This window comes from Mesorhizobium sp. M0048 (genome assembly GCF_040323405.1).
In the GTDB taxonomy this organism is placed as follows: Bacteria; Pseudomonadota; Alphaproteobacteria; order Rhizobiales; family Rhizobiaceae; genus Mesorhizobium.
In genome coordinates this window covers 227,523-252,595 of sequence record NZ_JAMYUV010000002.1, presented here as the reverse complement: position 1 = coordinate 252,595, position 25,073 = coordinate 227,523, and the positions used below count along the sequence as shown (strand labels likewise).

Genomic DNA, 25,073 nt, shown 5'->3' with positions numbered 1-25,073 from the left:
CTGGCAATTGTCAATCGTGTTGACAATTGCCGATATAGCCCATAGCGTCACGGTCAGGGAGGAACGAATGGGCAATGATGCCGTGTTCCGCGTCGACGGCCTGAGGAAATCCTTTGGCCATATCGAGGTGCTTGGCGGCGTCTCGCTCGAATTGCATGCCGGCGAAGTGACCGTGCTGATGGGCGCCAACGGCGCCGGCAAATCCACCCTCGTCAAGATCATCAGCGGCGTTTACGACCATGGCGGCGGCTCGATGTCGCTTGCCGGGCATGAGTTCGACCCGAAAACGCCGGCGGAGGCGATCCGCGCCGGCGTCGTTACTGTCCACCAGAACATCAATGACGGCGTCGTCGCCGACCTCGACGTCGCAACCAACCTTACCCTCGACAGGCTGAGCGGCAGCGGCGTGCCGACGCTGTTCAATCCGGGCCGAGTGCGTCGCGAGGCAAAGGCGGTGGCCGACCGTATGGGACTGGCCATCGACCTCAAGGCCCGGATCAGCGATCTCTCTCTGGCCGATCGCCAGATGGTGGCGATCGCCCGCGCCATGGCGCACCGGCCGAAAGTGCTGATCCTCGACGAGCCGACCTCCTCGCTGTCCAGCGCCGAAGCCGACCGGCTGTTCGCATTGCTCGACCGGCTCCGCCGGCAAGGCGTGGCGATCCTCTACATCTCGCACCGTATGTCGGATATCAGACGGCTTGCCGATCGCATCATTTCAATGCGCGATGGGGTTATCTCAGGTATCTTCGACAAGAAGCCGCTGGATTACGAAGGTGCGGTCAACGCCATGCTCGGCCGTAAGATCCAGCTCGAGCGGATCGTCGCCAGGAATTCGGCCAAAGCAATTTTCACTGCCGATGCGTTGCGGATTGCTGAAGGCGCCAGGCCGATTTGGCTGACCCTCGGCGACGGCGAGGTCGTCGCCATCACCGGCCTCGTCGGCGTCGGCAAGACCGCACTCGCCGAGACGCTGTTCGGTTTGCGCAAGCCGCTGTCCGGGACCATGGTGCTGAACGGGAAACCCTATGCGCCGGCGTCGACCGGCGAAGCGATTGCCGCCGGCGTGTTTCTCGTCGCCAAGGACCGGGGCGAAAACGGCATCGTCGGCGACTTCAACATCCAGGAAAACATCAGCCTGCCGTTCCACAGTCGCATGTCGCGTCTCGGTGTTCTCAAACGCGGTATCGAACGCGCTGTTGCCCGCCAGCAGATCCAGGAGTTGGGCATCGTCTGCCGCTCCGAGAGGGACGAGATGGCGTCGCTTTCCGGTGGCAATCAGCAGAAGGTGATGGTCGCCCGCTGGATGTCGCAGGCGGCAAGGCTTTTCATCCTCGACGAGCCGTTTCAAGGTGTGGACATCTCGGCCAGACGCGATATCGCCGCAAAGCTGCGGGCGAGCGCCCACGGCCGCGCGACGCTGCTGTTCGTCACCGAACTCGACGAAGCCCTGGAGACAGCCGATCGCATCCTGGTGATGTCGGAGCAGACGATCGTCGGCGAGCACCGCAATACCGATGTCGATCTCGAGCGTCTGCTGGCCGAAGTGGCGGGCGGGCCGTTGCACAGTGCAGCCTGACAGCGGGAAGACGATGAGAATTGGAATGGAGAGGGCATGAATTCGGGTCGGATAAAGACGGTGCCAGCGTGCGGGAGCGCTGAATGATCCTGCGCGACCATGCTATTCGCTACGGCTTCATCGTTCTGTTGTTCGGGCTGATCGCCTATTTCGCCGTCGCCGCCGATGGTTTCGTCTCGCCGCAAAGCGCCGTCTTCATCTTCCAGTCGGTCGCCATCACCGGCGTTCTGGCGCTCGGCGTCACCGCCACGCTGGTCGTCGGCGGCTTCGACCTGTCGATCGGCTCGGTCGCCACCAGCGCCATGATGGCGGCTGCCTATGTCATGGTGGTGCTGGAACAGAACGCCGTCGTGGCGGTCGTCGTCTGTCTTGTGATCGGCGCCGTCGTCGGCCTCATCAATGGCTGGCTGATCGTCTATATGCGGGTGCCGGACCTTTTGGCGACGCTCGGCATGATGTTCCTGCTTATCGGCCTGCAGCGCATACCTACCGAGGGCCGTTCGATCGCCACCGGCATGACCATGCCCGACGGCTCGGTCGCCAACGGCAGCTTCGGCGCCGCGTTCCTGGCGCTTGGCCGCCATCGCTTCGACTTCTTCATCCCGAACCTCATCCCGGTGTCGGTCGTCGTCCTGCTCGTGCTGGCCGTACTGATCTGGTTCTTTCTAGAATACACGCGTTTCGGGCGCATGATGTATGCGGTCGGCAGCAACGAACGCGCTGCCGAACTCGCCGGCGCGCCTGTCAAGGCATACAAAATCTGGGCCTACGTTATTTCTGGGGTTTTTGCCTCGATCGGCGGCATTTTGCTCGCCGCCCGGCTTGGACGTGGCGACATCGCCTCGGGTAATAATCTGTTGCTCGACGCGGTGGCTGCGGCACTCATCGGTTACGCGGTTCTCGGCGCCGCCAAGCCGAACGCCTTCGGCACGGCTGTCGGCGCGGTGTTTGTCGGCGTGCTGCTGCAGGGCCTGACGATGATGAACGCGCCTTACTACACGCAGGATTTCGTCAAGGGCGTGGTTCTCGTGGTCGCCCTTGTCTTCACCTTCGCCCTGTCCGGCAGGGGCAGGAGATAGGTTTCGACCGGTTACATTTTGGGTTCAACAAGTGGAGGAAGCGACGTGAACATCACAAGAAGACTTTTGGGGAAGGCAGCGCTCGGGCTTGCCGGCGCAACATTGCTGATGCAGTTGCCAGCGATGGCGCAGGATCGGCCAGCGCCGTTCGACAAACCGGGCGCCGTCAAGATAGCGCTGGTCCGCTATCTCTCGACCGGCGACTTCTTCCAGGCGTATTTGTCCGGCGTCGAGGCGCAGGCCAAGGCGCTCGGCGTCGACCTGCGCGTGCTCGACAGTCGCCAGGACGCAGCGCTTCAGGCCGACATGGTCGACCAGGCCATCGCGCTCGGCGTCCAGGGCATCATCATCCAGCACGGACTGACGGAATCGATGAAGGACGCCGCCCAGCGCGCGGTCGATGCCGGCATCAAGGTCGTCGCCTTCGACGTCAATGTCGAAAACCCCAAGATCCCGCAGATCGAGCAATCCGACCGCGACCTCGCGCGCCTCGCACTCGAACAGGCGGTCAAAGACAATGGCGAGAGCTGGAAGGCCGGCTATGTCTATGTCGCCGGCATCGCGCCGCTCGACCGCCGCAACGAGACCTGGGTCGAATTCAAGAAGAAATATTCGGGCATCAACGAAGTCGCCATGTTCGGCACGCTCGACAATCCGATCGCCAATTCGGTCGCCAACCAGGCTCGCTCGGTGTTGTCGGCTCATCCCGACATCAAGGTGATGTTCGCGCCCTATGACGAATTCGCCAAAGGCGTGAAGATCGCCGTCGACGAGGCCGGGTTGAACAAGGACATCAAGATCTATTCGGCCGACATCTCTACCTCGGACATCGCCGCGATGCGCGAGCCGGACAGCGCCTGGGCGGCAACCGCCGCCACCAACCCGGCCGTCGTCGGCCAGGTCTCGGTGCGTGCGCTGGCGCAACTCTTGGCCGGCGAAGACCCGGGCCACAACGTCATCGTGCCGCCGACGCTGATCACCCAGAAGGATCTGATCGACAAGGACATCAAGAACATGGAGGACCTCTCGGCCAAGCTGCCGCAATTCGCCCATGCCGATGTCGCGATGCCGGCCTGGATGCCGAACCCGAACGCGAAGTGACTTTCGGCACGAGCAAAACAATAGCCGTCTGCCGCAGCTTGTTGCAGGCGGCCTTTTTGTCGAAGATGTCTGGCGTGCCGGACCACCGAATTCAATTGTCGCAGCCACCGGCTTTGCGGGCCGATTGGACAACCGAAATCCAGGATTGACGGGTACATGGAGGTGCGGGCGGTAGAGGAAAGTCTTACCGGCGCTGTCGCCGGAACATGTTTTCGATGCTTGACGGCCACCACGGGCGTTGTGGTGTTGGGTGGATCGAGTGGCCGTGTTGATGTTGGGCGCGCGCGGCTCTTTGCAAATGCGGGTACGTCGGCCTTGGCGCTGCAGTGGTTTGGCGGTGAAGGCCAGGTTCCCGGAATATGTCTTTGCGGCAACCGATTATCTCATTGAAACAGGATGCCGTCGTATCGTCTATGTGGACACGTCTAAGGGTGCCGAGGCGTCATTGCTTGCCGCGGTCCATGACCAGCGAATTGATGCGGTGGTCGCGATTAGCCCGTCATCCGTAGTTTGGGGAAATATCGGTGCGGGCCGCGATGGTGTCAGCTGGCCTGAACGATCCTCATGGTCGCTCGACGGCATCGCGCTGCCGTTTGTGCCGACAGATCCAGATTGGACACCAGAGTACGTCGATGGCCAGGTGTCCTACAGGGGGCTTTTCGAAAGTTGTTTGAAAACGCTCAAGCGGGAAGCGAATGCGGCGACCATCCCTGTTGAGACCGCATCGGCCGAGATTCTGCTCGTCGCCGGCGGCGACGATGCGCTGTGGCCTTCCCTATCGTTCGCCCGAGATATTGTTAGGCGGTGCGGCGAAGCAGGTAAGGTCATTCATCTCATTTCGTCGCCGGACGCGGGACACCGCATTCTCTTGCCAGGCGAGAACACACCACGCTCCGCATTGCACGCACACGGAGGCAATGACGAGACCGATCGAAAGCTGGGCAGCAAGGCTTGGGAAGACATCCGAGGCCTGCTGTAGCAGCCGTTCGAGAATGTCTTCCATGGCCGTGTCGCAAAATTCCGAGTTGCGTGCCTGTCTCGGCCGGTTCCGCCTACCTCAATGCCGCCGCGATGTTGCCGCCATCGACCGTCGTCACATCGGCGGTTGTCCGCTCGGCCAGCGCTTGATGCAGAAAGGCCTGGGCGACGTCTTCGGCCGTCACTTCCTGCCCGAGCAGGTTGCCGGACATGTACTCCTTCTCCGACACGCCGCGTGCGCCCGAGCGGCTGGCGATCATGGCATCGGTCAACAGCCCCGAACGGATGCGGTCGGCGTTGACGGCATTGGAGCGGATGCCATGCGCGCCGTAGTCGAGGGCATATTGCCTGGACAAAAACAGCGTTGCCGCCTTGGGAATGCCGTAAGCGCCGAACTTCGGCCCCGGATTGACCGCCTGCTTGGAGGTATTGAACAACAGCACGCCGCCGGTGCCCTGTTCGAGCATGATGCGCACGGCATTCTGCGCCGCCGACTGGTGGGCGAAGAAATTGAGTTCGAAACTCCTGCGCAAGGTGGCGTCGTCGAGCTCGCCGATCCGGCCCTCCCAGGCGGCACCGGCATTCGAGACGAGAATGTCGAGGCCGCCGTAGACGTCGACCGCCTTGTCGAACGCAGCGCGCATCTGCGCCGGATCGGTGATGTCGGCGCCAATGCCGATCGAATTGTTGCCGGCTTTTTTTGCCGCCTCGGCAGCCCTTGACGCATCGAGATCGACGACGACGACATGGGCACCGTTGTCGGCGAACAGCTTTGCCGTGGCAGCACCGATCGCGCCGGCGCCGCCAGTGACCAGCATCACCTGGCCGGTCAGCGGCTTCGGCTTGTTGGAGGCGAGTTTGGCCTGTTCCAGCGACCAGTATTCGAGCGGGAACAGGTCGGCTTTAGAGAGCGGGCGGAAGTCACCGACGGCTTCGGCGCCGCGCACCGCCTCGATCCACATTTCGCCGACGTCGGAGGCGATCTTCGCGTCCTTGAGCGTGCGGCCGTGGCCGAACATGCCGAGGCCGGGCACCAGCGTCAGCCGCGGCATCGGATCGAGCATGGTGCGCTTCACGTCGTCGAGCGCATCATTGGTTTCGAAATAGGCGCGATAGTCCTTGGCGAATTTCTCGACATGCTGGCGGATGACGGATTTGTAGTCGCCTACCTTGTCAGCGTCGGGCGCCGGCAGTGCCATCGGTCCGGTCTTGATGCGGATCGACAGGTCGGGTGTCGACACGCCGCGCCCGGCATAGTCGGCAATTTTTGCCGAATTGATGAAATCCACGATCGCATCCGAGGTGCGGAAATCGCTGATCATGCGGTCGAAGCGGCCTTCACCGCGCGCCACCGCCACCGCGCCGCGCAGCATCGGAGCAATCTCCGCGGGCTTGGCCAGCCCGGCTGGCAGTGCCAGCTTTTCGGTGCGCGGCTTGCCGTGGCTGGCGATGAAATCCTCGGCGACGTTCACGTAATGGATCATCCGGTCATAGGCCTGTTTGGCATCGTCGCCGAAGGTGAAAATCCCATGCTTGTCGAGGATCAGGCCTTCGACCATCGGATCGGCGTCGAAAACATCGGCGGCCGCCTTCGCCAAATCGAAGCCCGGCATGATGTAAGGCACAAAGCCCATCTTTTCGCCGAACACCTTGCGGCTCAGCGCCTCGCTGTCCTCCTGGTCGACGATGGCGAGGATTGCGGTCGAATGCGTGTGGTCGACGAATTTGTGCGGCAGAAAGGCGTGCAGCAGCGTCTCGACCGATGGATTTGGCGAGGACGGATCGATGAGGTTCGCCCGCTGCAGCGCGACCATGTCCTCGTCGGAGAGCTTCTTCAGCGACCGCGCCTTCAACAGCGCGCCGAGCTTGACCGCCGGCAGCCCCTGCGGCTCGATGACGCCCATGTCCCAGCCGCTGCCCTTGACGCAGAGCACGTCCCACTCGTCACCGACAAGATCGGTGGCCTTGGTCTTGCACGAGGTGTTGCCGCCGCCATGTAGGACGAGCCGCGGCTCGCCGCCCAGCAGCCTGGTCGTGTAGACGCGCAACGCCAGGTCGCGGGCCACACCCTTCTTTGCATAGTCGGCGACCAGCTTCTCCGCCTCGCCGTCATTCCATAGGTTCTTCATGTCAGCTTCGTCCGATTTCTCTTTGTTGTGAACAGGAATGCCGCGACGCCTTGATGACAACGCACCGGCGGCTATCAGGCTACCTTTTCTGCTGCCGCTCCGGCATGGTCGAGCAGCCGTCGTGCCATGCGCGCGCCGACGACGAGATGGGTGCAGAGCCCGCCGGCGATCGCCGCGACGAGCGGTTCGAACTTGCTCTCCTCCTGCACCACCACAAGGCGCTTTTCGATCTGGCGCAGCGATGACAGCTCCGCCGAAATCAGCCGGCGGTTGTAGCTGCAGTCGAGCGCCTGGCCCTGGGCGTCGATGATTTGCCCGGCAATGACGCCGGCCGCACCCGCCTTGCGCAATGTAGCCATTTCGCTTGGCGTCAGCGCGCCGCATTTGACCAGATGGCTGTCGGTGTCCACCGAGCCGACCGAGTATAGCGCCAGGTTGCAGTCACCGATGCCCGACAATTGCTCGCGGATCACCGGCTCGGCGCGCAGGCCGCGTGCCAGTTCTTCCGTCGTCAGCACCAGCGGCGCGTAAAAATTCAGTCCCTTGGCGTTGAGCCGGCGCGCGATTTCCATGGTGCATTGGTCCGGCCGGTACGAATAGGGGGCGCCCAGATTGCCGCAGAGCTGCACCACGGTGACGTCCTGCAGATCGGCATAGGACATGATATCGGCGATGGTGTAGATGGTCCGCCCCCAAGCGACGCCGATGCGGTCGCCCTTCCTGACCAGCTCGAGAAAGACGCTTGCCGCAAGTACCGCGATGTCGGTGGACGGGTCGGCGACATAGCCGTTTTCCGGCGCGATCCAGACGGCCTCGAGCTTCAGCGCGTCTTCCAGCTCGCGCGCCAGGACGTCGTCGGTGAAAAGCTGGGTCGAGGTCGAGATGTTGACGATGCCGGTCTCGCGCGCCTTGCGCAGATACATCGCCACCGAGGCACGCGAAATCTTGAGCTGGCTGGCCACCTGATCCTGGCGCAAGCCGTGTGCGTAGTAAAGCCACGCGGCCTTGTGGATAAGCTGTTCTGCCGGTCGGATCGCCATGCCATCTCCTCGCTGACATTATTCACGGCTCTCGACAAAAGTCAAACTACGCGCGGGCAGGTAATGCTCTCGCGCCGGTCGAATCTAGACCGTCATTGTGCCAAATGCGGTCTGTCGCGGCATCGTTGGTGGTGACGGACCGCAAACCTGTAGCTAAAGTTCTGGACGAACATCGGGGAGGACGGGATGGGCAATCCCTACGAACAGGATCTCGACAGGAACCCGGCCAACCATCAGCCGCTGACGCCGCTCACCTATTTCGAGCGGGCGGCAAAAACCTTTCCCGACCAGGTCGCCATCATTCATGGCCGCCGGCGCTCGACTTATCGCGATTTCTGGAAACGCTCGCTGAGGCTTGCCTCGGCCCTTTCTAAGCGCGGCATCGGCAAGGGCGACACCGTCACCGTCATGCTGTCCAACACACCGCCGATGCTGGAAGCGCATTTCGGCGTGCCGATGACCAAGGCGGTGCTGCACTCGCTCAACACCCGCCTCGATGCCGCCGTCATTGCCTTCCAGCTCGATCACGCCGAAAGCAAGGTGCTGATCGTCGACCGCGAATTCGCCGGCGTGGTCCGGCAAGCGCTGACGCTGGCCAAGGTCAGGCCGTTGCTGATCGATTACGACGATCCCGACTATGCCGCCGATGCGCCCTATCCCAAGGGGGAACGGATCGGCACGCTGGACTATGAGGCGTTTGTCGCCGACGGCGACGAGGATTTCGCCTGGTCGATGCCGGACGACGAATGGGATGCCATCTCGCTCAACTACACCTCCGGCACGACAGGCAATCCGAAGGGCGTCGTCTGTCACCATCGCGGCGCGGCACTGATGGCCTATGCCAACACCATCCATGCCGGCATGGGCAAGCACCCGGTCTATCTGTGGACGCTGCCGATGTTCCATTGCAACGGCTGGTGCTTTCCCTGGACGCTTGCCGTGCAGGCTGGCACCCATGTCTGCCTGCGCTGGGTGCGGGCGAAGCCGATCTACGACGCCATCGCCGATCACGGCGTCACCCATCTGTGTGGCGCGCCGGTGGTGATGTCGGTGCTGATCAACGCCAGGGACGAGGACAAGCGGCAGTTTCCGCAGACCGTCACCTTCAACACCGCCGCGGCGCCGCCGCCTGAGGCGGTGCTGTCGGGCATGGCCGATGCGGGCTTTGCCGTCACCCATCTCTACGGCCTGACCGAGACCTACGGCCCGGCCGTCGTCAACGAATGGCATGGCGAGTGGGATCGGCTGGAGAAGGGGGCGAGGGCGGCGAAGAAGGCGAGGCAGGGCGTGCGCTACGCCGCGCTCGAAGGCCTGACGGTGATGGACCCGCAGACGATGCAAGAGACGCCGGCCGACGGCGAGACCATCGGCGAGGTGATGTTCCGCGGCAACATCGTCATGAAAGGCTATCTCAAGAACCGCAAGGCGAGCGACGAGGCCTTCGCAGGCGGCTGGTTCCATTCGGGCGACCTCGGCGTCATGCATCCGGACGGCTACATCCAGCTCAAGGACCGTTCCAAGGACATCATCATCTCCGGCGGCGAGAACATCTCCTCGATCGAGGTCGAGGAGGCACTCTACAAGCATCCCGCCGTTGCCTCCTGCGGCGTTGTCGCCCGATCCGACGACAAATGGGGCGAGGTGCCCGTCGCCTATGTCGAGCTGAAGCCGGGCAAGGCGGCGACTGAGGCCGAAATCATCGAGCACTGCCGCGCGCTGCTCGCCCGCTTCAAAGTGCCGAAAGCGGTGATCTTCGCGGAGATCCCGAAGACTTCGACAGGCAAGATCCAGAAGTTCCGGCTGCGGGAGATGACAAAGCAGCCTTAACGCCCGATCCGAAACGGAACCGTTTTTCGGAAAGCATCATTTCAAATTCCTTTGCGTCAAAAAACACGGGGCGGCGTTGCAGGCGCACCCGGCGTGAACCACATGCGCTTCATGGGCCAACTCCGTCCAGAGATGTCACCCTCTGTCGTCAGCGCCCAAAATCGTGCCTTGACAGGTGACGGTTTTCAATTTACGAGTGACGAAATTCTAAATTCGTCAGTCGTAAATTTTGGCCAACGAGATGCTTGAAACCCTAGACGCCACCGCCGATTCCGCCCGCCAGGAAAATGTCACGCGCATCCTGGATTGCGCGGAGCGATTGTTCCGCCACTACGGCTACGGCAAGACCAACGTCGCCGACATAGCGCGCGAACTCGGCATGTCGACCGCCAACATCTATCGCTTCTTCGCCTCCAAGGTGGAAATCCACCAGGCGGTTTGCGGCCGTATGCTCGAGACCTGCTACCGGTTGACCTACGAAGCCTGCCATAGCCCCGGCACCGCCAGCGAAAAGCTCCGCCGCTACGTGCGTACGCACTATCAGTGGACGCTCGAGACCATGATCGACCAGGAGAAGGTCCACGAGATGGTCATCGTCGCCATCGAGCGCGACTGGCACGTCATCGAAAAGCACATCGACAGCATCCATGAACTGGTCGCGGAAGTGATCCGCGAGGGCATCGCTACCGGCGAGTTCGTCGATCAGGATCCGGTGATCGCTTCCCGGTGTTTCGGCGCTGCCATTATCAGCCTCTGTCATCCGCAGATGGTGGCCCAGTGCCTCGCCAAGAAGAACCGGGCAACGCCGGACGAGCTTGCCGACTTTGCCATCAGAGCCTTGAAGAAATGACCGTTGCCGCCCGTCCGGCGGCGATGCCGAGAATTCATCTCCACAGTTCGGGAGTACGAAAAGTGTCTTTGTCCAAGTCCATCACCAACGGGCGACCGGCCGCCGGCCTGGCATTGATTGTCGTTGCCGCCCTCGGCCTCGCCGGCTGCTCGCAGGAGAAAGCCGAGGTCACCGAGATCATCCGCCCGGTCAAGGTGGTCGAGATCGCCAAGGCGAGTGATACCCGTCAGCTTTCCTATTCCGGATCGGTGCGTGCCCGCACCGAGATGAATCTCGGCTTTCGCATCAACGGCAAGATCACCGAGCGCCTTGTCGACATCGGTGACCGCGTCAAGCCCGGCGACGTTCTCGCCCGCATCGATCCCACCGACTACGAGCTTTCGGTGAGAAGCGCTCAGGCCAGCCTCGATGCCGCCGACCGTCAGGTCGAGACAGTCGAGCTTACGCGCAAGCGCGCCGAACAGCTCTACGCCAAGAATTTCGCGCCGAAGTCGCAGCTCGAGCAGGCGACGCTCGCCTATAATCAGGCGGTCGCCACGCGAGACTCCGCCCGCTCGCAGCTTGCCCAGGCGCAGAACCAGGTCCGCTATACCGATCTCAAGGCGGACAAGAACGGCATCGTCACCGCCGTTGCCGCCGATGTCGGCCAGGTGGTCGGCTCCGGCACGCCGGTGGTGACCGTTGCCATCGACGGCGAGAAGGAAGTCCTGATCGCTGTTCCGGAAACCGATATCGCCGAATTCAAGCCGGGCAAGACTGTCAAGGCTGGCTTCTGGTCCGACGAGGCGCTGACGCTCGACGGCAAGGTCCGCGAAGTCGCCGGCAGCGCCGATCCGCAGTCGCGCACCTTTGCCGTTCGCGTCAGCCTGCCCAACGATCCTCGCGTGCTGCTAGGCATGACCGCCTCCATCGAAGCCGCGGCGGACAACCGGCAGCAGCTGGTGTCGATCCCGCTGGCCGCGTTGGCGCAAAAGGACAGCCAATCGATCGTCTGGACCGTCGACCGCAATGGCGGGACCGTCCACGCGCATCCGGTCAAGGTCGCCGCCTTCACCCCCGACGGCGTCAGTGTCGCCGATGGGCTGAAGCCGGGTGACGTGGTCGTCGCCGCCGGCACGCAGTTCATGACCGAGAATCTGAAAGTCAAGCTGACCGGTGATGCAGCGCAACAGTCGGCGTCGGCCGATGACGCTGCAAGACGCTTGCGCTGACGGCCAGGCAATTCACGGTTTCCGGGCGGCAGGCGCCCCCGATTTTCGAGATCTCAGGTCGATGTAACCCCCACGTCGATCCTCGTGTCCCACCGCGATGTAGATCTCTCACTCGGAAAGCCACGCCGCCCGGAAGCCCACATCGGAAGTTCCTTGGGCATGCGAAAGCGCGTGCTCTGTTGATCAAATTGAAACGGACTGACGCCGATGACCATCGACACCAACGAAAAGCGGTCTTTCAATCTGTCGCGCTGGGCAATCGGCCATCCGAGCATTGCCCGCTTCCTGTTCGGGCTGATCATCGTCGCCGGTGCGCTCGGCCTGATGCGCATGGGCCAGAAGGAAGACCCCGATTTCACCTTCCGCGTCATGGTCGTCCAGGCGATCTGGCCAGGCTCCTCGATCAAGGAGATGGAGGACCAGGTCGTCAACAAGATCGAGCGCAAGCTGCAGGAGACGCCGCACCTCGATTTTGTCCGCTCCTACACCCGCGCCGGCAGCGCCATCATCACCTTGCAGGTCAAGGGCGACACCAATCCGGCGCAGGTCGCCGATGCTTTCTATCAGGTGCGCAAGAAGGTCGGCGATATCGCCAACGAACTGCCGCAGGGGCTGCTCGGGCCTTACTTCAACGACGAATTCGGCGACACGTTCATCACCCTGCATTCGATCAGCGGCGACGGCTACAGCTATCCCGAGCTGAAGAAATTCGCCATCCAAGCGCGTGACATGCTGCTGACGACGCCCGGTGTCGAGAAGGCCGTGATCATCGGCGACCAGCCGGAAAAACTCTACATCGACGTTTCATCCAAGGCGCTTGCCGAACGCGGCCTGACGTTGACCGACCTGCAGAATGCGATCCGAGGCCAGAACAATGTCGACCCGGCAGGTTCTGTCGACACCGGCCAGCGTTCGGTGCGCATTTCGGTCGAGGGCGATGTCACCAGGGCGGCCGACATCCGAGAGCTTCGCCTGCGCGCCGGCAACCAGGTGACGCGCCTCGGCGACATCGCCACCGTGACCTCCGGCCTCGAGGATCCGTACCAGCGCAAGTACCGTTTCAACGGACACGACAGCGTCCAGCTCGGCGTCGTCATGGCCAAGGGCTTCAACGTCACCGACGTCGGCAAGGACGTCGAAGCGACCTATAAGCGCTTCGAAGAGGCACTGCCCTATGGCGTTTCGGTCGATCAGATTTCCGACCAGCCGCATGTCGTGAAGGAGGCGGTGAGCGAGTTCATGGAAGCGCTGGGCGAAGCGCTGCTGATCGTGCTTTTCGTATCGTTCCTGTCGATCGGCTGGCGCTCGGGGCTGGTGATCGCGATCGTCATTCCGCTGGTCCTGGCGGCCACCTTCGCGATCATGTACGAGCTCGGCATCGACCTGCAGCGCATTTCGCTCGGCGCGCTGATCATCGCCCTTGGCCTCTTGGTCGACGACGCGATGATCGTCGTCGAAATGATGGAGCGAAAGCTCGAGGAAGGCTTGGTCAAGGTCGAAGCGGCGAGCTTCGCCTACTCCTCGACCGCTTTCCCGATGCTGACCGGCACGCTGATCACGACGGCCGGCTTCATTCCCGTCGGGTTCGCTGCCTCGACCGCCGGCGAATATGTGCGCACCCTTTTTTACGTCGTCGGCATCGCGCTGGTCGTGTCCTGGTTTGCGGCGGTCTATTTCACGCCGTGGCTCGGCCACATGATCCTGAAGCAGCGCAAGCACGCCGGCAACCATCACGATGTCTTCGACACGCGCTTCTACCGCCGTCTTCGCTCGACCGTGGCATGGGCAGTGCGCCATCGCATCATCGTCCTGGTGATGACGCTGATGACCTTTGCCACCAGCCTGTGGGCGTTCCAGTTCATCCCGCAGAATTTCTTCCCGCAATCGTCGCGTCCGGAAATCCTCGTCGATCTCTGGCTGCCGGAAGGCACCAGCATCAAGGAAGTCGAGACCCAGGCCAAGGCGCTCGAAGCCAGGATGATGGGCGACAAGGACAAGCGCTTCATAGCCACCTATATCGGCGAAGGCGCGCCGCGCTTCTTCCTGCCGCTCGACCAGCAGCTTCGCAACCCTAACTTCGCCCAACTTCTGGTGATGGCCAATGACGAACCGGCCCGCGAGCGGCTGATCGTCAAGCTGCGCACCATCCTCGCCGAAGATTTCCCGTCCATCCGCGCTAAGGTCGACCGCCTGTTCCTCGGTCCGCCGACCGGCTGGCCGGTGCAGATGCGCGTCATGGGTCCGGATCGCCAGGAGGTGCGACGCATCGCCGACGAGGTGAAGGCGAAGTTCCAGGCAAATCCGCTGCTCGGCGCCATCCACGACGACTGGCTCGAGCCGGTGCCGGCGATGAAGCTGGTGATCGACCAGGATCGTGCCCGTGCGCTCGGCGTCACCTCGCAGCGCATCCGCCAGATGCTGCAGGCAAGCATGTCGGGAGCGCCGCTCGATGACTTCCGCGACGGCGAGGAGACGGTTTCGATCGTCGCTCGTGAGCCGGAGGCAAGCCGTCACCTGCTGTCGGCGGTCGACTCCGTCTATATCCCGACCGATTTCGGTGGCTCCGTGCCGCTGTCGCAGGTCGCCAAGATCGTCCCGGTGCTGGAGCAAGGCGTCGAATGGCGGCGCGACCGCTTGCCGACCATCAGTGTACGCGCCACGCTTCCGGATGGCGTGCAGCCGAACGATGTCGCCATGAAAATGTACAGCGAGATGCAGGGCCTGCGCGCCAGCCTCGCCCCCGGCTACAAGATCGAGATCCAGGGCGGCGCCGAGGATGCGGCCGAAAGCCAGGCCTCGATTGCGGCGAAAGCGCCGATCATGCTGGCCGTCATCGTCGTGCTGCTGATGATCCAGCTGCAGCATTTCGGCAAGGCGATGCTGGTGCTGGCGACCGGTCCGCTCGGCATTATCGGCGCGGCCGCGGCACTTTTGATCAGCGGCGCGCCGTTCGGCTTCGTCGCCATCCTCGGTGTCATCGCCCTGCTCGGCATCATCATGCGCAACTCGATCATCCTGGTCGATCAGATCGACCAGGACATCGCCGCCGGCGTGGAGCGTTCCGAGGCCATCATCGGCTCGGCGGTGCGCCGGTTCCGGCCGATCGTGCTGACGGCGCTGACGGCGGTGCTGGCGCTGATCCCGATCTCGCGCGGCGTCTTCTGGGGGCCGCTCGCCTACGCCATGATGGGCGGCATTCTCGTCGCCACGGTGCTGACCATCCTTGTCCTGCCGGCAGCCTATGCGCTGTTCTTCGGCAGGGAGCCCAAGAAGGTGGTGGAGCAGCCGGCCGAGACGGAAGAAAAGAACGAAAGGCCGCAACTGGCCCTGGCGGCCGAATAGCGCTGTTGGCAAATGTGACCTCCGGCGGTTTAATCCGCCCACCAGGCGTAGGCGCCGGAGGAGGACGTTATGACCATGCCTCAGACAGCGGCGGCGCTGCGGCTGCCGATCGACGGGCGCCATCGCCGGATGTTCATCGGCGGTGGCTGGGTTGATGCCCGCTCCGGTCGGACCATGGAGAGCCGCAACCCCGCCACCGGCGCGGTCATCGCCACAGTGCCGCGCGCCGACCGCCAGGACATCGATTTGGCGGTGACTGCCGCCCGCAAGGCGTTCGAGGGGCCATGGAGCCGGTTCAAGCCTTATGAGCGGCAGGTGCTGCTGCTGAGGATCGCCGACCTCTTCGAAAAGCACTGGGAAGAGATCAGCCGCTCCGACACCACCGACATGGGCATGCCAATCGTGCGCACCCGTGCCAATCGCAACCGCGTCATCGGCATGCTGCGCTACTATGCCGGCATGGCGACGGCGCTGCACGGCGAGACCATCGACAACTCGCTGCCCGGCGAAATCGTCTCTTTCACCCGCAAGGAGCCGGTCGGCGTCGTCGGCGCCATCATTCCCTGGAACGCGCCAACGGCGGCGTCGATCTGGAAGATCGGCCCGGCGCTGGCGACCGGCTGCACCATCGTGCTGAAACCATCGGAAGAGGCGCCGCTGACGCCGCTTTTGATCGCTGACATCATGAACGAAGCCGGCGTTCCGGAAGGCGTCGTCAACATCGTCACCGGCACCGGCGACGAGGCAGGCGCGGCACTCGCCGAGCACATGGGCGTCGACAAGATCGTCTTCACCGGCTCGACGGCAACCGGCCAGTCGATCGTGCGCGCCTCGGCCGGCAACCTCAAGCGCGTCTCGCTGGAGCTCGGCGGCAAGTCCCCGGTCATCGTCTGCGCAGATGCCGATCTCGACAAAGCGGTGCCGGTGGCGGCGATGTCGGTGTTCGCCAATTCCGGCCAGATCTGCATCGCCGGCTCGCGCCTTTTCGTCGAACGCGCCGTCCATGACGAGTTCGTCGAGCGGCTGGCGGCATATGCCAAGGGTCTCAGGGTCGGCGACGGCATCAACCCGGCGACCGAGATCGGTCCGCTCGTCTCCGAAAAGCAGTTGCAACGGGTCACTGGTTACCTCGAGGCTGGCACCGCGGAAGGGGCGAAACTCGTCACCGGAGGCACCCGGCTTGTGGAAGGCGCGCTTGCCGCCGGCAATTTCGTCGCGCCGACTGTCTTTGCCGGAGTCTCGGACGACATGAAGATCGCCCGCGAGGAGATCTTCGGGCCGGTGATTTCGGCATTGCCGTTCGATGCTCTGGACGAGGCGGTCGAGCGGGCCAACAACACGCCTTACGGCCTTGCTGCAGGGGTCTTCACCCAAAATCTCGCTACCGCCCACCAGCTGTCGCGCAAGATCCGCGCTGGCTCGGTCTGGGTCAACACCTATCACGCCATCGATCCGGCCGTGCCCTTCGGCGGCTACAAAATGAGCGGCTACGGCCGCGAGGGCGGCGCCGAACACCTTGACGAATATCTCAACACCAAGGGCGTGTTCATCAAGATCGATTGAGCCTGGCGCCGGGCCTAAAACGAAAAACCCGCCTCAGCGGCGGGTCTCGGGGCGAATCAGCACCATAGTCAGTTTAGTAGCATAGCTGCCGGCACAAAGCAAGAACAAAAGCAGGGACCGGGCGCATCGCGCGCCCGATCCCTCAGATGACGAACAGCCAGTTGGCGAGCAGCATCACCGCGACGCCGGCGATCAGCGTCAGATAGGGCAGCATCCCGGCCTTTCGCACTGTAAGGTCGGACGAGTTCATGCCGAGATCGGCCAGCATGTGGTCGGGGAATTTGCCCTTGTCCTGGATGTAATGCCGGAAACAGAACACCGGGATGATCAAGGCTGCCGTGATCAGCCCGGCCCACAATGCCATCGGGTTCCAGACCTTGGCTCCGGCGCCCATGAAGACAGCGTTGACGTAGGCAAAGATCGCGCCGAGGCCGAGCAGCCAGCTCGGGGCCTTCCAGGGCCGCGCGATGTGGCCATTGTCGATGCGGTGGATCCAGCCGGCATTGAGATTGAGGAAGTTGAAGATGATATAGCCGCAATTCGACACCGCGAGGATGAAGAAGAAGCTTGTCGCGTCGGCCGAGGCGATGGCCAGCACGATCAGGTTGAAGACCAGGTCGGTCCACATCGCCCGCGTCGGTGCGCCATGCTCGTTGACATGGCTGAGGTAGCGCGGCAGCCAGCCGTCGACCGAACCTTGGTAGAGCGTGCGCGAAGAGCCGGCCATCGCCGTCATGATGCAGAGCACCAGCGCCAGGATCATCAGCATGACCAGCAGGCTGTGGATCAGCTGTCCGCCGCCGACCATGCCGGCCAGCGCATCGGCAACGCCGGAGCCGTCGACGATCGGCGTCGCCAGCATGCCGTTCAAGCCGAGCACGCCCTGAAAGGTGAATGGCACCAGGATGAACAGCAGCATGCACAACAGGCCGGAGTAGAAGATCGCCTTGAAGGTATCGGTGCCGGGGTTCTTGAATTCGGAGGTGTAGCAGACGGCGGTCTCGAAACCGTAGGTCGACCATGCCGCGATGAACATGCCGCCGAGCACCAGCGTCCAGCCGGCGATGTTCCATGCGCCGGGCTCCGGCGCATAGGCTGCCGCGAGCGGCACCAGCGGCGAGAAATTTGCCCAATCGATCTGGCCGGTGACGATCGGCACCACGCCGACGATCAGCATCGGGATGATGACCAGCAGGCCGATATATTTCTGCACGTTGGCCGTGCCCAGGATGCCGCGGTGCTGGATCGAGAAGATGATCAGCATCAGTACCGCGCCGATGAAAAAGGTGGCGTTGAAAGTAAAGGAAACCGGACCAAGCGTGTGACCGTAGAGCGTCCAGCTGCGGATCGCCGGCGTCGCCGCCGCGGTGACCGCGGTGATGGCGTCAGCGGCGCTGGTTCCGGCATGGGCCGCAATATAGGCGGCGACTTCCGGCGAAGTGTCGGTGAACAGCGGCACCGGCGCCAGTGCGTTGAGGATGTAGGCTGCGGCGATCGAGCAGCCGAGCGACAGCACCGGCGACCAGGCGAACCAGTTGCACCACACCGAAAGCGGCGCGATGAATTTCGAATAGCGCAGCCATGCGGTGGCGCCATAGATCGAGGCGCCGCCGGATTTATTCGGGAACAGCCCGGCGATTTCCGCATAGGTGAAGGACTGCAGGAAGCCCATGACCATGGATACGGTCCAGATCAGGAAGGCCAGCGTTCCGGTAGTGCCGGCGATGCCGCCGATCGAAAACAGGACAAGGGCCGGAACGCCGCTCGCGACCCAGAAGGCGCCGCGCCAATCGATGTTCCGGTGCAGCTGCCCTTCGGCAGGCGGCACCAAGGTGGTGACTATCGTGCTCATTTACGTGGATTCCCCATTTTTGATGTTCCCATCGGCAACAGCCACAGTCTCGCGAGGCGTCATCGACGCTCACGTTGAACGGCCCCAGGCGTTTTCCGCTCAGTAGTATTTTTTTCTTAGCAGTGAAGATTGACCCAACGCGCTTTCACGTCAAGCGCTTTGTGACGCTGTGCACATTGCGTTTGTGGAACAGTCGAGCTTCGTTGGCGCTGCCAACGGGTGCGGTCTTCCTTCTCCCACGACAGCAACGGGAGAAGGGAAGAACCAGACAGCATCGATCAGGAGCGCGGCCTGGTCTTTTGCGGGTCATAATGGGCAAAGGCGACGACGCGCGCCGGCAGCCGCTTGCTGTGGCCGTCGAGCTTGCCGATCTCGACCTCGGTGCCGACCGCCGAATGCGCGACGTCGAGCCTGGCCAGCGCGATGGTCTTGCTTAGCAGCGGCGAGCGCATGCCGGAGGTGACCACGCCGATCTGGGCGCGGCCGACATGCACGCAATCGCCGTGGCCGACGGCGACATTGGCGTCGATGTCGAGGCCGACCAGCTTCCTCTGCGGATTTTCCTTGCGCCGGATCAGCGCCTCGCGGCCGATGAAATCGTCGCTCTTGGTCTTCAGCGGTACGGTGAAGCCGATGCCGGCCTCGAACGGATCTGTCTGGTCGGAAAATTCGTAACCGGCAAAGATCAGCCCGGCCTCGATGCGCACCATATCGAGCGCCTGCAGCCCCATCGGCTTCAGGCCGTGCGGCTGGCCGGCCTGCCAGATCGCGTCGAAGACCTTGTCGGCGTCGCGCGGGTGGCACCAGATCTCGTAGCCGAGCTCGCCGGTGTAGCCGGTGCGCGAGACAATGACGGGAATGCCATTGCCGCCGCCGATGCGGGCGACCGCGAAACGGAACCATTCAAGCTCGTCGATCGACGGCTGCAGCGGCGAGGTCCAGACGATCTGCCGCAGGATGTCGCGGCTTTTCGGTCCCTGCACGGCGACATTGTGCATCTGGTCGGTCGACGAGCGCACCAGCACGGTGAGGCCGAGTTTTTGCGCTGTTTCCCGCAGCCATTCGCCGGATAGATCGTCGCCGCCAACCCAGCGGAAATTATCCTTGCCAAGCCGAAGCAGCGTGCCGTCGTCGATCATGCCGCCGTGCTCGTAGCACATGGCGGAGTAGACCACCTGACCGACGCCGAGCTTCTTGATGTCGCGGGTCAGGGTATATTGCAGCAGCGCTTCGGAATCCGGCCCGGTGACCTCGAACTTGCGCAGCGGCGACAGGTCCATGATCACGGCGTCCTGCCGGCAGGCCCAGTATTCGTCGATCGCGCCTTGCCTGGCGAAGGAATTGGCCAGCCAATAACCCTTGTACTCGACGAAGTTGCGGGTGTGCTTGGCAAAGCTCGAATGAAAGGCGGTCTCGCGGGTCATTTTCGGTTCCGAATCGGGCGTCATGCGTCTGGCGATTGCTCGCGAGAATTTGTGCTGGCCGGAATAGGTTCGCACATGGATGTCGGTCAGGTTCCAGCCATTGGCCGGCGTGGTGTCGTCGGGGCAGGCGGACGAGACACAGACGATGTCGGTCAAGGCGCGCAGCAGCACATAGTCGCCCGGCCGCGACCACGGCTCGTCCGAAACCACGACGCCCTGCGCGTCGATCGCCGTGTTGAAGAAGAAGTTGATCGCCATCCAGCCGGCGCGGGGCGTGACGCCCTTGTCGGCCAGCGCGCGGTTGAAATTCTCCGAGCAGTTGGGATGGCCGGGATAGCCGATGTCGTCGTAATATTTGGCGGCGCAGGCGAGCGCGAACGCATCGTGCCGGCCGCAAGTGTCCTGCACCACCTCGACCAGCGGCTCCATGTCCTGGTCGTAGTATTTCGAATGCAGGCCGGGCATCGGATAGCTCGAACCCATCAGCGTGCGCGTCGTCGTCACGTCGAGCGGATGATCGCGGCCCTTGTCCAGCTTGCGCGCCGAAAAGCACTGGAAATCCGTGCATTGGCGCCCGTCGACATCGATGATCTGCAGATAGTCGCCCGCCTTGACGAAGTAGGCCTCCGCCGTCGCCGAATGGACGCGCAGGTCGAGCACGGGATCGGCCAGCGGGTCGGCAAGCCTGGATTTCGCCGCCGGGCGGATGGTGGCGCGCCGGACGATGACGCTAAGCGGCGTCGCGGTATCGTGGCCGTCGACCAGCATCGGCCCGCCGGGCGCGGCAATCAGCATCGAACCGTCGCGGGCGACCGTAAAAGCCTGTTCGGTACCGGCAGGGGTGGCGCCGCCGAAAACGCGAACCCCCTTTGCCTGATCGAGCTGCACCTCGCGCCGCTCGAGGCCTCGGCGCAAGGAAGCGAGGCTATCGTCGCCCTCGGCCAGCATCGCCTTGATGCCGGCGGCATTGCTGTTCGATTGCTCTCCGAGAATGCCGGGATCGGTCGCGCCGCTGCTGTCCCATGCCAGCAGCTCGCAAGCCTGCCCGCCCTCGACATTGCGCACGCTGATCGTATCGCCGGCCTCGACCTCGATTAGCACCGCGCCGTTGCCGTGGACGGTGTAGCGCTCCATCCCGGCCGGCAGCGCGATCTGGCCTGGCCGCAGGATCAGGCTCGGCCGCGGCGGTCCGGCGACGACGGCGGGGTAGGGCGACTGGCTCATCTCAACCCTGGTTTCGAGAAACAAGTTTGCCTGTGTGTGAAATTATTTTAGCGGGAAGAATAGGGCAGAAGAGCCGGAGTTGGCAAGGTGAAGGTGGAGCGCGCGCCTCTTCCTTCTCCCCTTGTGGGAGAAGGTGTCGCCGAAGGCGACGGATGAGGGGTGTTCCAGGGAACGCCAGCCTCTCACTCCGCTGGAACGCCCCTCATCCGTCTCGGCGCTGCGCGCCGATCCACCTTCTCCCACAAGGGGAAAAGGAAGGCCCGCCAAGGCTATGCCAACCCCTCGCTGTGGCTGATCTCGACGCCATGCTCGGCGGCAGCGTCGAGCATCGTGTGCCACAGGCTTTCCGCGAATGTCGCGAACACCAGAAGATTGAACACCGCCTGCCCATCCGGCCGGTCATTGCCACGCCAGAGATTGATACTGGTGTGATCGACCGCGGTCGCCGCAGCGGTGCCGGCCGGGAACGCCGCCGGGTGCAGGTCTAGTGACAACAATTTCGCCAACATCGAGCGCGCCTTGGCTCCCGAGACGCTGATCAAGGCGCGCTCATGCGACTGATCGGAAAGCGAGGCGGACTGCGAGAACGCCTGGCTCAGCTTCTCCATCGCGTGAATGCCGCCCTTCGACAAGACGAGGAACTGATCCGGTCCCGACCAGATCAGCGTGGCGTCGGGAACTCGGACCGTGTTGGGCGCATTCGGGGCGGCAACGCCGAAGCGGGTTTCGGCAGCCTTCGCCAGTTCTGCCGCCTTGCCGCGCCGCGCCATCACCTGGATCAGGTCGAAATTGCGGATCTCGGTGAGCGATACGCCGGCCGCCGTGCCGCGCGCGCCGTAGCCGCCGACAACAAGCGCTTTCTCCAGCGGACTGCGGGCAATCCAGGAAAACTCAGCCACGCTGGCGCCCTCCATCCGGATCGTAGAAGACAGGACTGCAGAGCTCGACATCGTAATCTTCGCCACGCAGCGGATCGTGCGCATGGACGATCTCGCCGATGCGCTCGCGGCCGCGCTCGACCAGCCCAAGCCCGATCCACTGGTCGAGCATCGGCGAAAAGCAGACCGAGGTGACATAGCCCTGGTCATTGTCGGGACCGGGCGTCTCGCCCTTCGGGATAATATGCGCGCCGGAACGCAGGCGGCGCGTCTTGTCGACCGGCTTGATGCCGACGACGACCTGGCGGTCCGGCGCGACCAGCGCCTCGCGCCCGGCCATGACGCGGCCGATGAAGTCTTTCTTGGTCGACATCATCTTGCCGAGGCCGAGGTCGGCGGCGGTCGTCGTGCCGTTCAACTCCGGTCCGGCGACATGGCCCTTTTCGATGCGCATGACGCCGAGCGCCTCGGTGCCGTAGGGCGTAACCCCGAATGGCTTGCCGGCCAGCATCAAATTGCGCACCAGCGCGTCGCCATAGCGGGCGGGAACCGAAATCTCGAACGCCATTTCGCCGGAGAAGGAGATGCGGAACAGCCGCGCTCTGATGCCACCGCGCAACGCGACTTCGCGCGCCCCCATGAACGGGAAACCTTCGTTCGACAAATCCTCGGATTCATCAACGACCTGTTTCAGCAACTCCCGCGCGCTCGGCCCGGCGATCGAGAATTGCGCCCACTGGTCGGAGACCGAGGTCAACTGCACGTCGAATTCCGGGAATAGCACCTGCCGGCAGAATTCGAGATGCTGCATCACCAGCCCGGCCTTGGCGGTGGTGGTGGTCAGGAAATAGTGGTCCTCGGCGAGCCGCGACGTCGTGCCGTCGTCATAGACGATGCCGTCCTCGCGCAGCATCAGCCCGTAGCGGGCTTTGCCGACGGCGAGACTGGAGAAGGTGTTGATGTAGACGCGGTCGAGAAAGGCGCCGGCATCCGGGCCGTGCACGTCGATCTTGCCGAGCGTCGAGACGTCGCAGAAGCCGACGCCTGAGCGCACCGCCTTGACCTCGCGCGTCACCGATTCCAGCCAGTCCTTTTCGCCGGCGCGCGGATACCATTGCGCCCGCTTCCACAGGCCGGTGTCGACGAACACCGCGCCCTGTTCGGCTGCCCAGTGATGCGACGGCGTCAGTCGTGTCGCGTGGAAGTTTTCGTCGCGATGATGGCCGGCGAAGGCGCCGATGGCGACCGGCACATAGGGCGGGCGGTAGATCGTCGTGCCGGTCTCGGGAATGGACTTGCCTGACAACGCAGCCATGATGGCGAGGCCGGCGACATTCGAGGTCTTGCCCTGGTCGGTGGCCATGCCGAGCGTCGTGTAGCGCTTGAGATGCTCGACCGATTCAAAACCTTCGCGCTGCGCCAGTTCGATGTCGGACGCGGTGACATCGTGCTGGTAGTCGACAAAGGCCTTGCCCTTGCCGGCGACGTGCCAGAGCGGGGTCAGCGAAAAGGCTTCTTCGTCGGCGACCGGCGGCGTGCCGGCATTGCCGCCGCGGCCGGCGCTTTGTGCTGCTGCGGATCCGGCGGCAAAGCCCTGGCGCAGGCAGTCGCCTAGGCCGAAGGCGCCGTTGGCGGCGCCGGCGGCCACCATGCCGGGCGGCGCGCCGTCCGGCACGAAGGCTGCGATATCGTCCTGCCATTTCGGCCGGCCGCGATGATAGGAGGTCAGCCCGACCGCCGGATTCCAGCCGCCCGAGACGGCTAGCCCGTCGGCCTCGACCTCGGCGCGCGCCCCACCGGTGAGCGATACCGCGATTTTCCGGACCCCGTCCTTGCCGCCCTCGACCCCACTGACGAAACCGTTGAGCACGGCAAAGCCGCCTTTGGCGGCAAGCGCGCGACGTTCGGCGGATACGTCCGGGCGTGCATCGACGACCGCTGCGATCTGCAATCCGGCGCCAAGCGCGGTCTCGACCGTGCGCCAGCCATCCTCATTATTGGTGAACAGCGCGATCCTCTTTGCAGGGGTAACCGCGTAGCGCGCGACATAGGTCCGCATTGCCGAAGCCATCATCACGCCGGGCGTGTCGTTGCCGGCAAAGACGATCGGCCGCTCGATGGCGCCGGCGGCGACGACGCAGCGCTTGGCCACGATCCGCCACAGCCGCTGGCGCACCTGGTGCTCGGGCGGCGAGTGCAGGTGGTCGTTGACCCGCTCGATGGCGCCATAGGTGCCGCCATCATAGACGCCGAACAATGTCGTGCGGGTCATGATGCGGACATCGGGCAGTGCGGCGAGTTCGGCCAGCGTGCGCGTAATCCATTCGGCCGCCGGCGTGCCGTCGATCGTGCCGCCGTCGGCAAGCAGGCGGCCGCCAAGCGCGAAATCTTCCTCGCACAGGATGACGCGGGCGCCGCCGCGCCCGGCCGCCAGTGCCGCAGCCAGCCCGGCCGGGCCGGACCCGGCGATCAGCACGTCGCAATGCGCCCACGCCTTGTCGTAATGGTCGGGATCGGCGACGCCTGCAGCGCGACCGAGGCCGGCGGCGCGGCGGATCGCCGGCTCGTAGACCGCTTCCCAGAATTTCGCCGGCCACATGAAGGTCTTGTAGTAAAAGCCGGCGACGAAGATCGGCGCAAACAGCTGGTTGACCGCCATCAGATCATGGCGCAGCGACGGCCAGCGGTTCTGGCTGGCCGCTTCCAGACCGTCATAAAGCTCGGCCGTGGTCGCCCTAGTGTTGGGCTCGCGTCGCGCTCCGCTGCGCAGTTCGACCAGCGCGTTGGGCTCCTCCGAACCAGCGGTCAGGATGCCGCGCGGCCGATGGTATTTGAACGAGCGGCCGACCAGCTTGACGCCATTGGCGATCAGCGCCGAGGCCAGCGTGTCGCCTTGGAAGCCGGCAAAGCTCTTGCCGTCGAAGCGGAAGCCCAGTGGCGCGGCGCGATCGATGAGACCGCCTGATACGAGACGATAGGGCTGGCTGGAGGTCACG

The 25,073-nt window shown here is 63.7% G+C and carries 14 protein-coding genes and 1 pseudogene; 9 read left to right on the top strand and 6 right to left on the bottom strand.

Annotated elements, in window-relative coordinates:
• Positions 1 to 67 precede the first annotated feature (67 nt).
• From NKJ84_RS03415 to NKJ84_RS03400, 4 genes and pseudogenes are all read left to right on the top strand, one after another.
• Positions 68 to 1,579 carry a sugar ABC transporter ATP-binding protein gene (locus NKJ84_RS03415; protein WP_352505324.1) on the top strand — a complete coding sequence of 504 codons (1,512 nt, stop codon included), beginning with the start codon at positions 68 to 70 and terminating at the stop codon, positions 1,577 to 1,579.
• An 83-nt stretch (positions 1,580 to 1,662) separates the two neighbouring features.
• Positions 1,663 to 2,658, top strand: a complete 996-nt coding sequence (locus tag NKJ84_RS03410; RefSeq protein WP_352505323.1) for an ABC transporter permease — start codon at positions 1,663 to 1,665, stop codon at positions 2,656 to 2,658.
• Positions 2,659 to 2,703: 45 nt separating this feature from the next.
• Complete coding sequence (locus NKJ84_RS03405) at positions 2,704 to 3,759, top strand: substrate-binding domain-containing protein (RefSeq protein ID WP_352505322.1); 1,056 nt, start codon at positions 2,704 to 2,706, stop codon at positions 3,757 to 3,759.
• A 156-nt stretch (positions 3,760 to 3,915) separates the two neighbouring features.
• Positions 3,916 to 4,738, top strand: a pseudogene (locus tag NKJ84_RS03400) (acyl-CoA thioester hydrolase/BAAT C-terminal domain-containing protein).
• 73 nt (positions 4,739 to 4,811) lie between these two features.
• On the opposite strand, the gene NKJ84_RS03395 reads toward NKJ84_RS03400, so the two are convergent.
• Positions 4,812 to 6,866 carry a bifunctional aldolase/short-chain dehydrogenase gene (locus tag NKJ84_RS03395; protein WP_352505321.1) on the bottom strand — a complete coding sequence of 685 codons (2,055 nt, stop codon included), beginning with the start codon at positions 6,864 to 6,866 and terminating at the stop codon, positions 4,812 to 4,814.
• Positions 6,867 to 6,940: 74 nt separating this feature from the next.
• Positions 6,941 to 7,906, bottom strand: coding sequence for a sugar-binding transcriptional regulator (locus NKJ84_RS03390; RefSeq protein WP_352505320.1), 966 nt, complete (start codon positions 7,904 to 7,906; stop codon positions 6,941 to 6,943).
• Positions 7,907 to 8,092: 186 nt separating this feature from the next.
• Here NKJ84_RS03390 and NKJ84_RS03385 point away from each other — a divergent pair, with 186 nt between their 5' ends.
• The 5 genes from NKJ84_RS03385 to NKJ84_RS03365 all read left to right on the top strand — a co-directional run bounded on the left by NKJ84_RS03385 (position 8,093) and on the right by NKJ84_RS03365 (position 16,699).
• Positions 8,093 to 9,733, top strand: coding sequence for an acyl-CoA synthetase (locus NKJ84_RS03385; RefSeq protein ID WP_352505319.1), 1,641 nt, complete (start codon positions 8,093 to 8,095; stop codon positions 9,731 to 9,733).
• A 241-nt stretch (positions 9,734 to 9,974) separates the two neighbouring features.
• Positions 9,975 to 10,583 (top strand): TetR/AcrR family transcriptional regulator, encoded by a 609-nt coding sequence (locus tag NKJ84_RS03380; RefSeq protein ID WP_352505318.1) that lies wholly within the window; start codon positions 9,975 to 9,977, stop codon positions 10,581 to 10,583.
• A 62-nt stretch (positions 10,584 to 10,645) separates the two neighbouring features.
• Positions 10,646 to 11,794 (top strand): efflux RND transporter periplasmic adaptor subunit, encoded by a 1,149-nt coding sequence (locus NKJ84_RS03375; RefSeq protein WP_352505317.1) that lies wholly within the window; start codon positions 10,646 to 10,648, stop codon positions 11,792 to 11,794.
• A 207-nt stretch (positions 11,795 to 12,001) separates the two neighbouring features.
• A complete protein-coding gene (locus NKJ84_RS03370; RefSeq protein ID WP_352505316.1) occupies positions 12,002 to 15,136 on the top strand; it encodes an efflux RND transporter permease subunit in 3,135 nt (1,044 codons plus the stop codon).
• A 69-nt stretch (positions 15,137 to 15,205) separates the two neighbouring features.
• The gene (locus NKJ84_RS03365) at positions 15,206 to 16,699 is read left to right on the top strand and encodes an aldehyde dehydrogenase family protein (RefSeq protein WP_352505315.1); all 1,494 of its coding nucleotides are present in this window, start codon (positions 15,206 to 15,208) and stop codon (positions 16,697 to 16,699) included.
• 142 nt (positions 16,700 to 16,841) lie between these two features.
• On the opposite strand, the gene NKJ84_RS03360 is transcribed toward NKJ84_RS03365, so the two are convergent.
• The 4 genes from NKJ84_RS03360 to NKJ84_RS03345 form a co-directional block, all read right to left on the bottom strand.
• Positions 16,842 to 18,551, bottom strand: coding sequence for a trimethylamine N-oxide permease (locus NKJ84_RS03360; protein ID WP_352505314.1), 1,710 nt, complete (start codon positions 18,549 to 18,551; stop codon positions 16,842 to 16,844).
• Between the two features lie 278 nt (positions 18,552 to 18,829).
• Positions 18,830 to 21,199, bottom strand: a complete 2,370-nt coding sequence (locus NKJ84_RS03355; RefSeq protein WP_352505313.1) for a trimethylamine N-oxide demethylase — start codon at positions 21,197 to 21,199, stop codon at positions 18,830 to 18,832.
• A 269-nt stretch (positions 21,200 to 21,468) separates the two neighbouring features.
• Entirely contained in the window at positions 21,469 to 22,098 is a 630-nt protein-coding gene (locus NKJ84_RS03350; protein WP_352505312.1) for a sarcosine oxidase subunit gamma, read from the bottom strand.
• Positions 22,091 to 25,072, bottom strand: coding sequence for a sarcosine oxidase subunit alpha (locus NKJ84_RS03345; protein ID WP_352505311.1), 2,982 nt, complete (start codon positions 25,070 to 25,072; stop codon positions 22,091 to 22,093). Before NKJ84_RS03345 ends, NKJ84_RS03350 begins: the two co-directional genes overlap by 8 nt.
• Position 25,073 lies beyond the last annotated feature (1 nt).

Excerpts from the sequence above, each read along its gene's own strand:
- NKJ84_RS03415 (WP_352505324.1), top strand. The coding sequence starts at position 68 with ATGGGCAATGATGCCGTGTTCCGCGTCGACGGCCTGAGGAAATCCTTT.
- NKJ84_RS03410 (WP_352505323.1), top strand. The coding sequence starts at position 1,663 with ATGATCCTGCGCGACCATGCTATTCGCTACGGCTTCATCGTTCTGTTG.
- NKJ84_RS03395 (WP_352505321.1), bottom strand. The coding sequence starts at position 6,866 with ATGAAGAACCTATGGAATGACGGCGAGGCGGAGAAGCTGGTCGCCGAC.
- NKJ84_RS03390 (WP_352505320.1), bottom strand. The coding sequence starts at position 7,906 with ATGGCGATCCGACCGGCAGAACAGCTTATCCACAAGGCCGCGTGGCTT.
- NKJ84_RS03385 (WP_352505319.1), top strand. The coding sequence starts at position 8,093 with ATGGGCAATCCCTACGAACAGGATCTCGACAGGAACCCGGCCAACCAT.
- NKJ84_RS03380 (WP_352505318.1), top strand. The coding sequence starts at position 9,975 with ATGCTTGAAACCCTAGACGCCACCGCCGATTCCGCCCGCCAGGAAAAT.
- NKJ84_RS03370 (WP_352505316.1), top strand. The coding sequence starts at position 12,002 with ATGACCATCGACACCAACGAAAAGCGGTCTTTCAATCTGTCGCGCTGG.
- NKJ84_RS03365 (WP_352505315.1), top strand. The coding sequence starts at position 15,206 with ATGACCATGCCTCAGACAGCGGCGGCGCTGCGGCTGCCGATCGACGGG.
- NKJ84_RS03360 (WP_352505314.1), bottom strand. The coding sequence starts at position 18,551 with ATGAGCACGATAGTCACCACCTTGGTGCCGCCTGCCGAAGGGCAGCTG.
- NKJ84_RS03355 (WP_352505313.1), bottom strand. The coding sequence starts at position 21,199 with ATGAGCCAGTCGCCCTACCCCGCCGTCGTCGCCGGACCGCCGCGGCCG.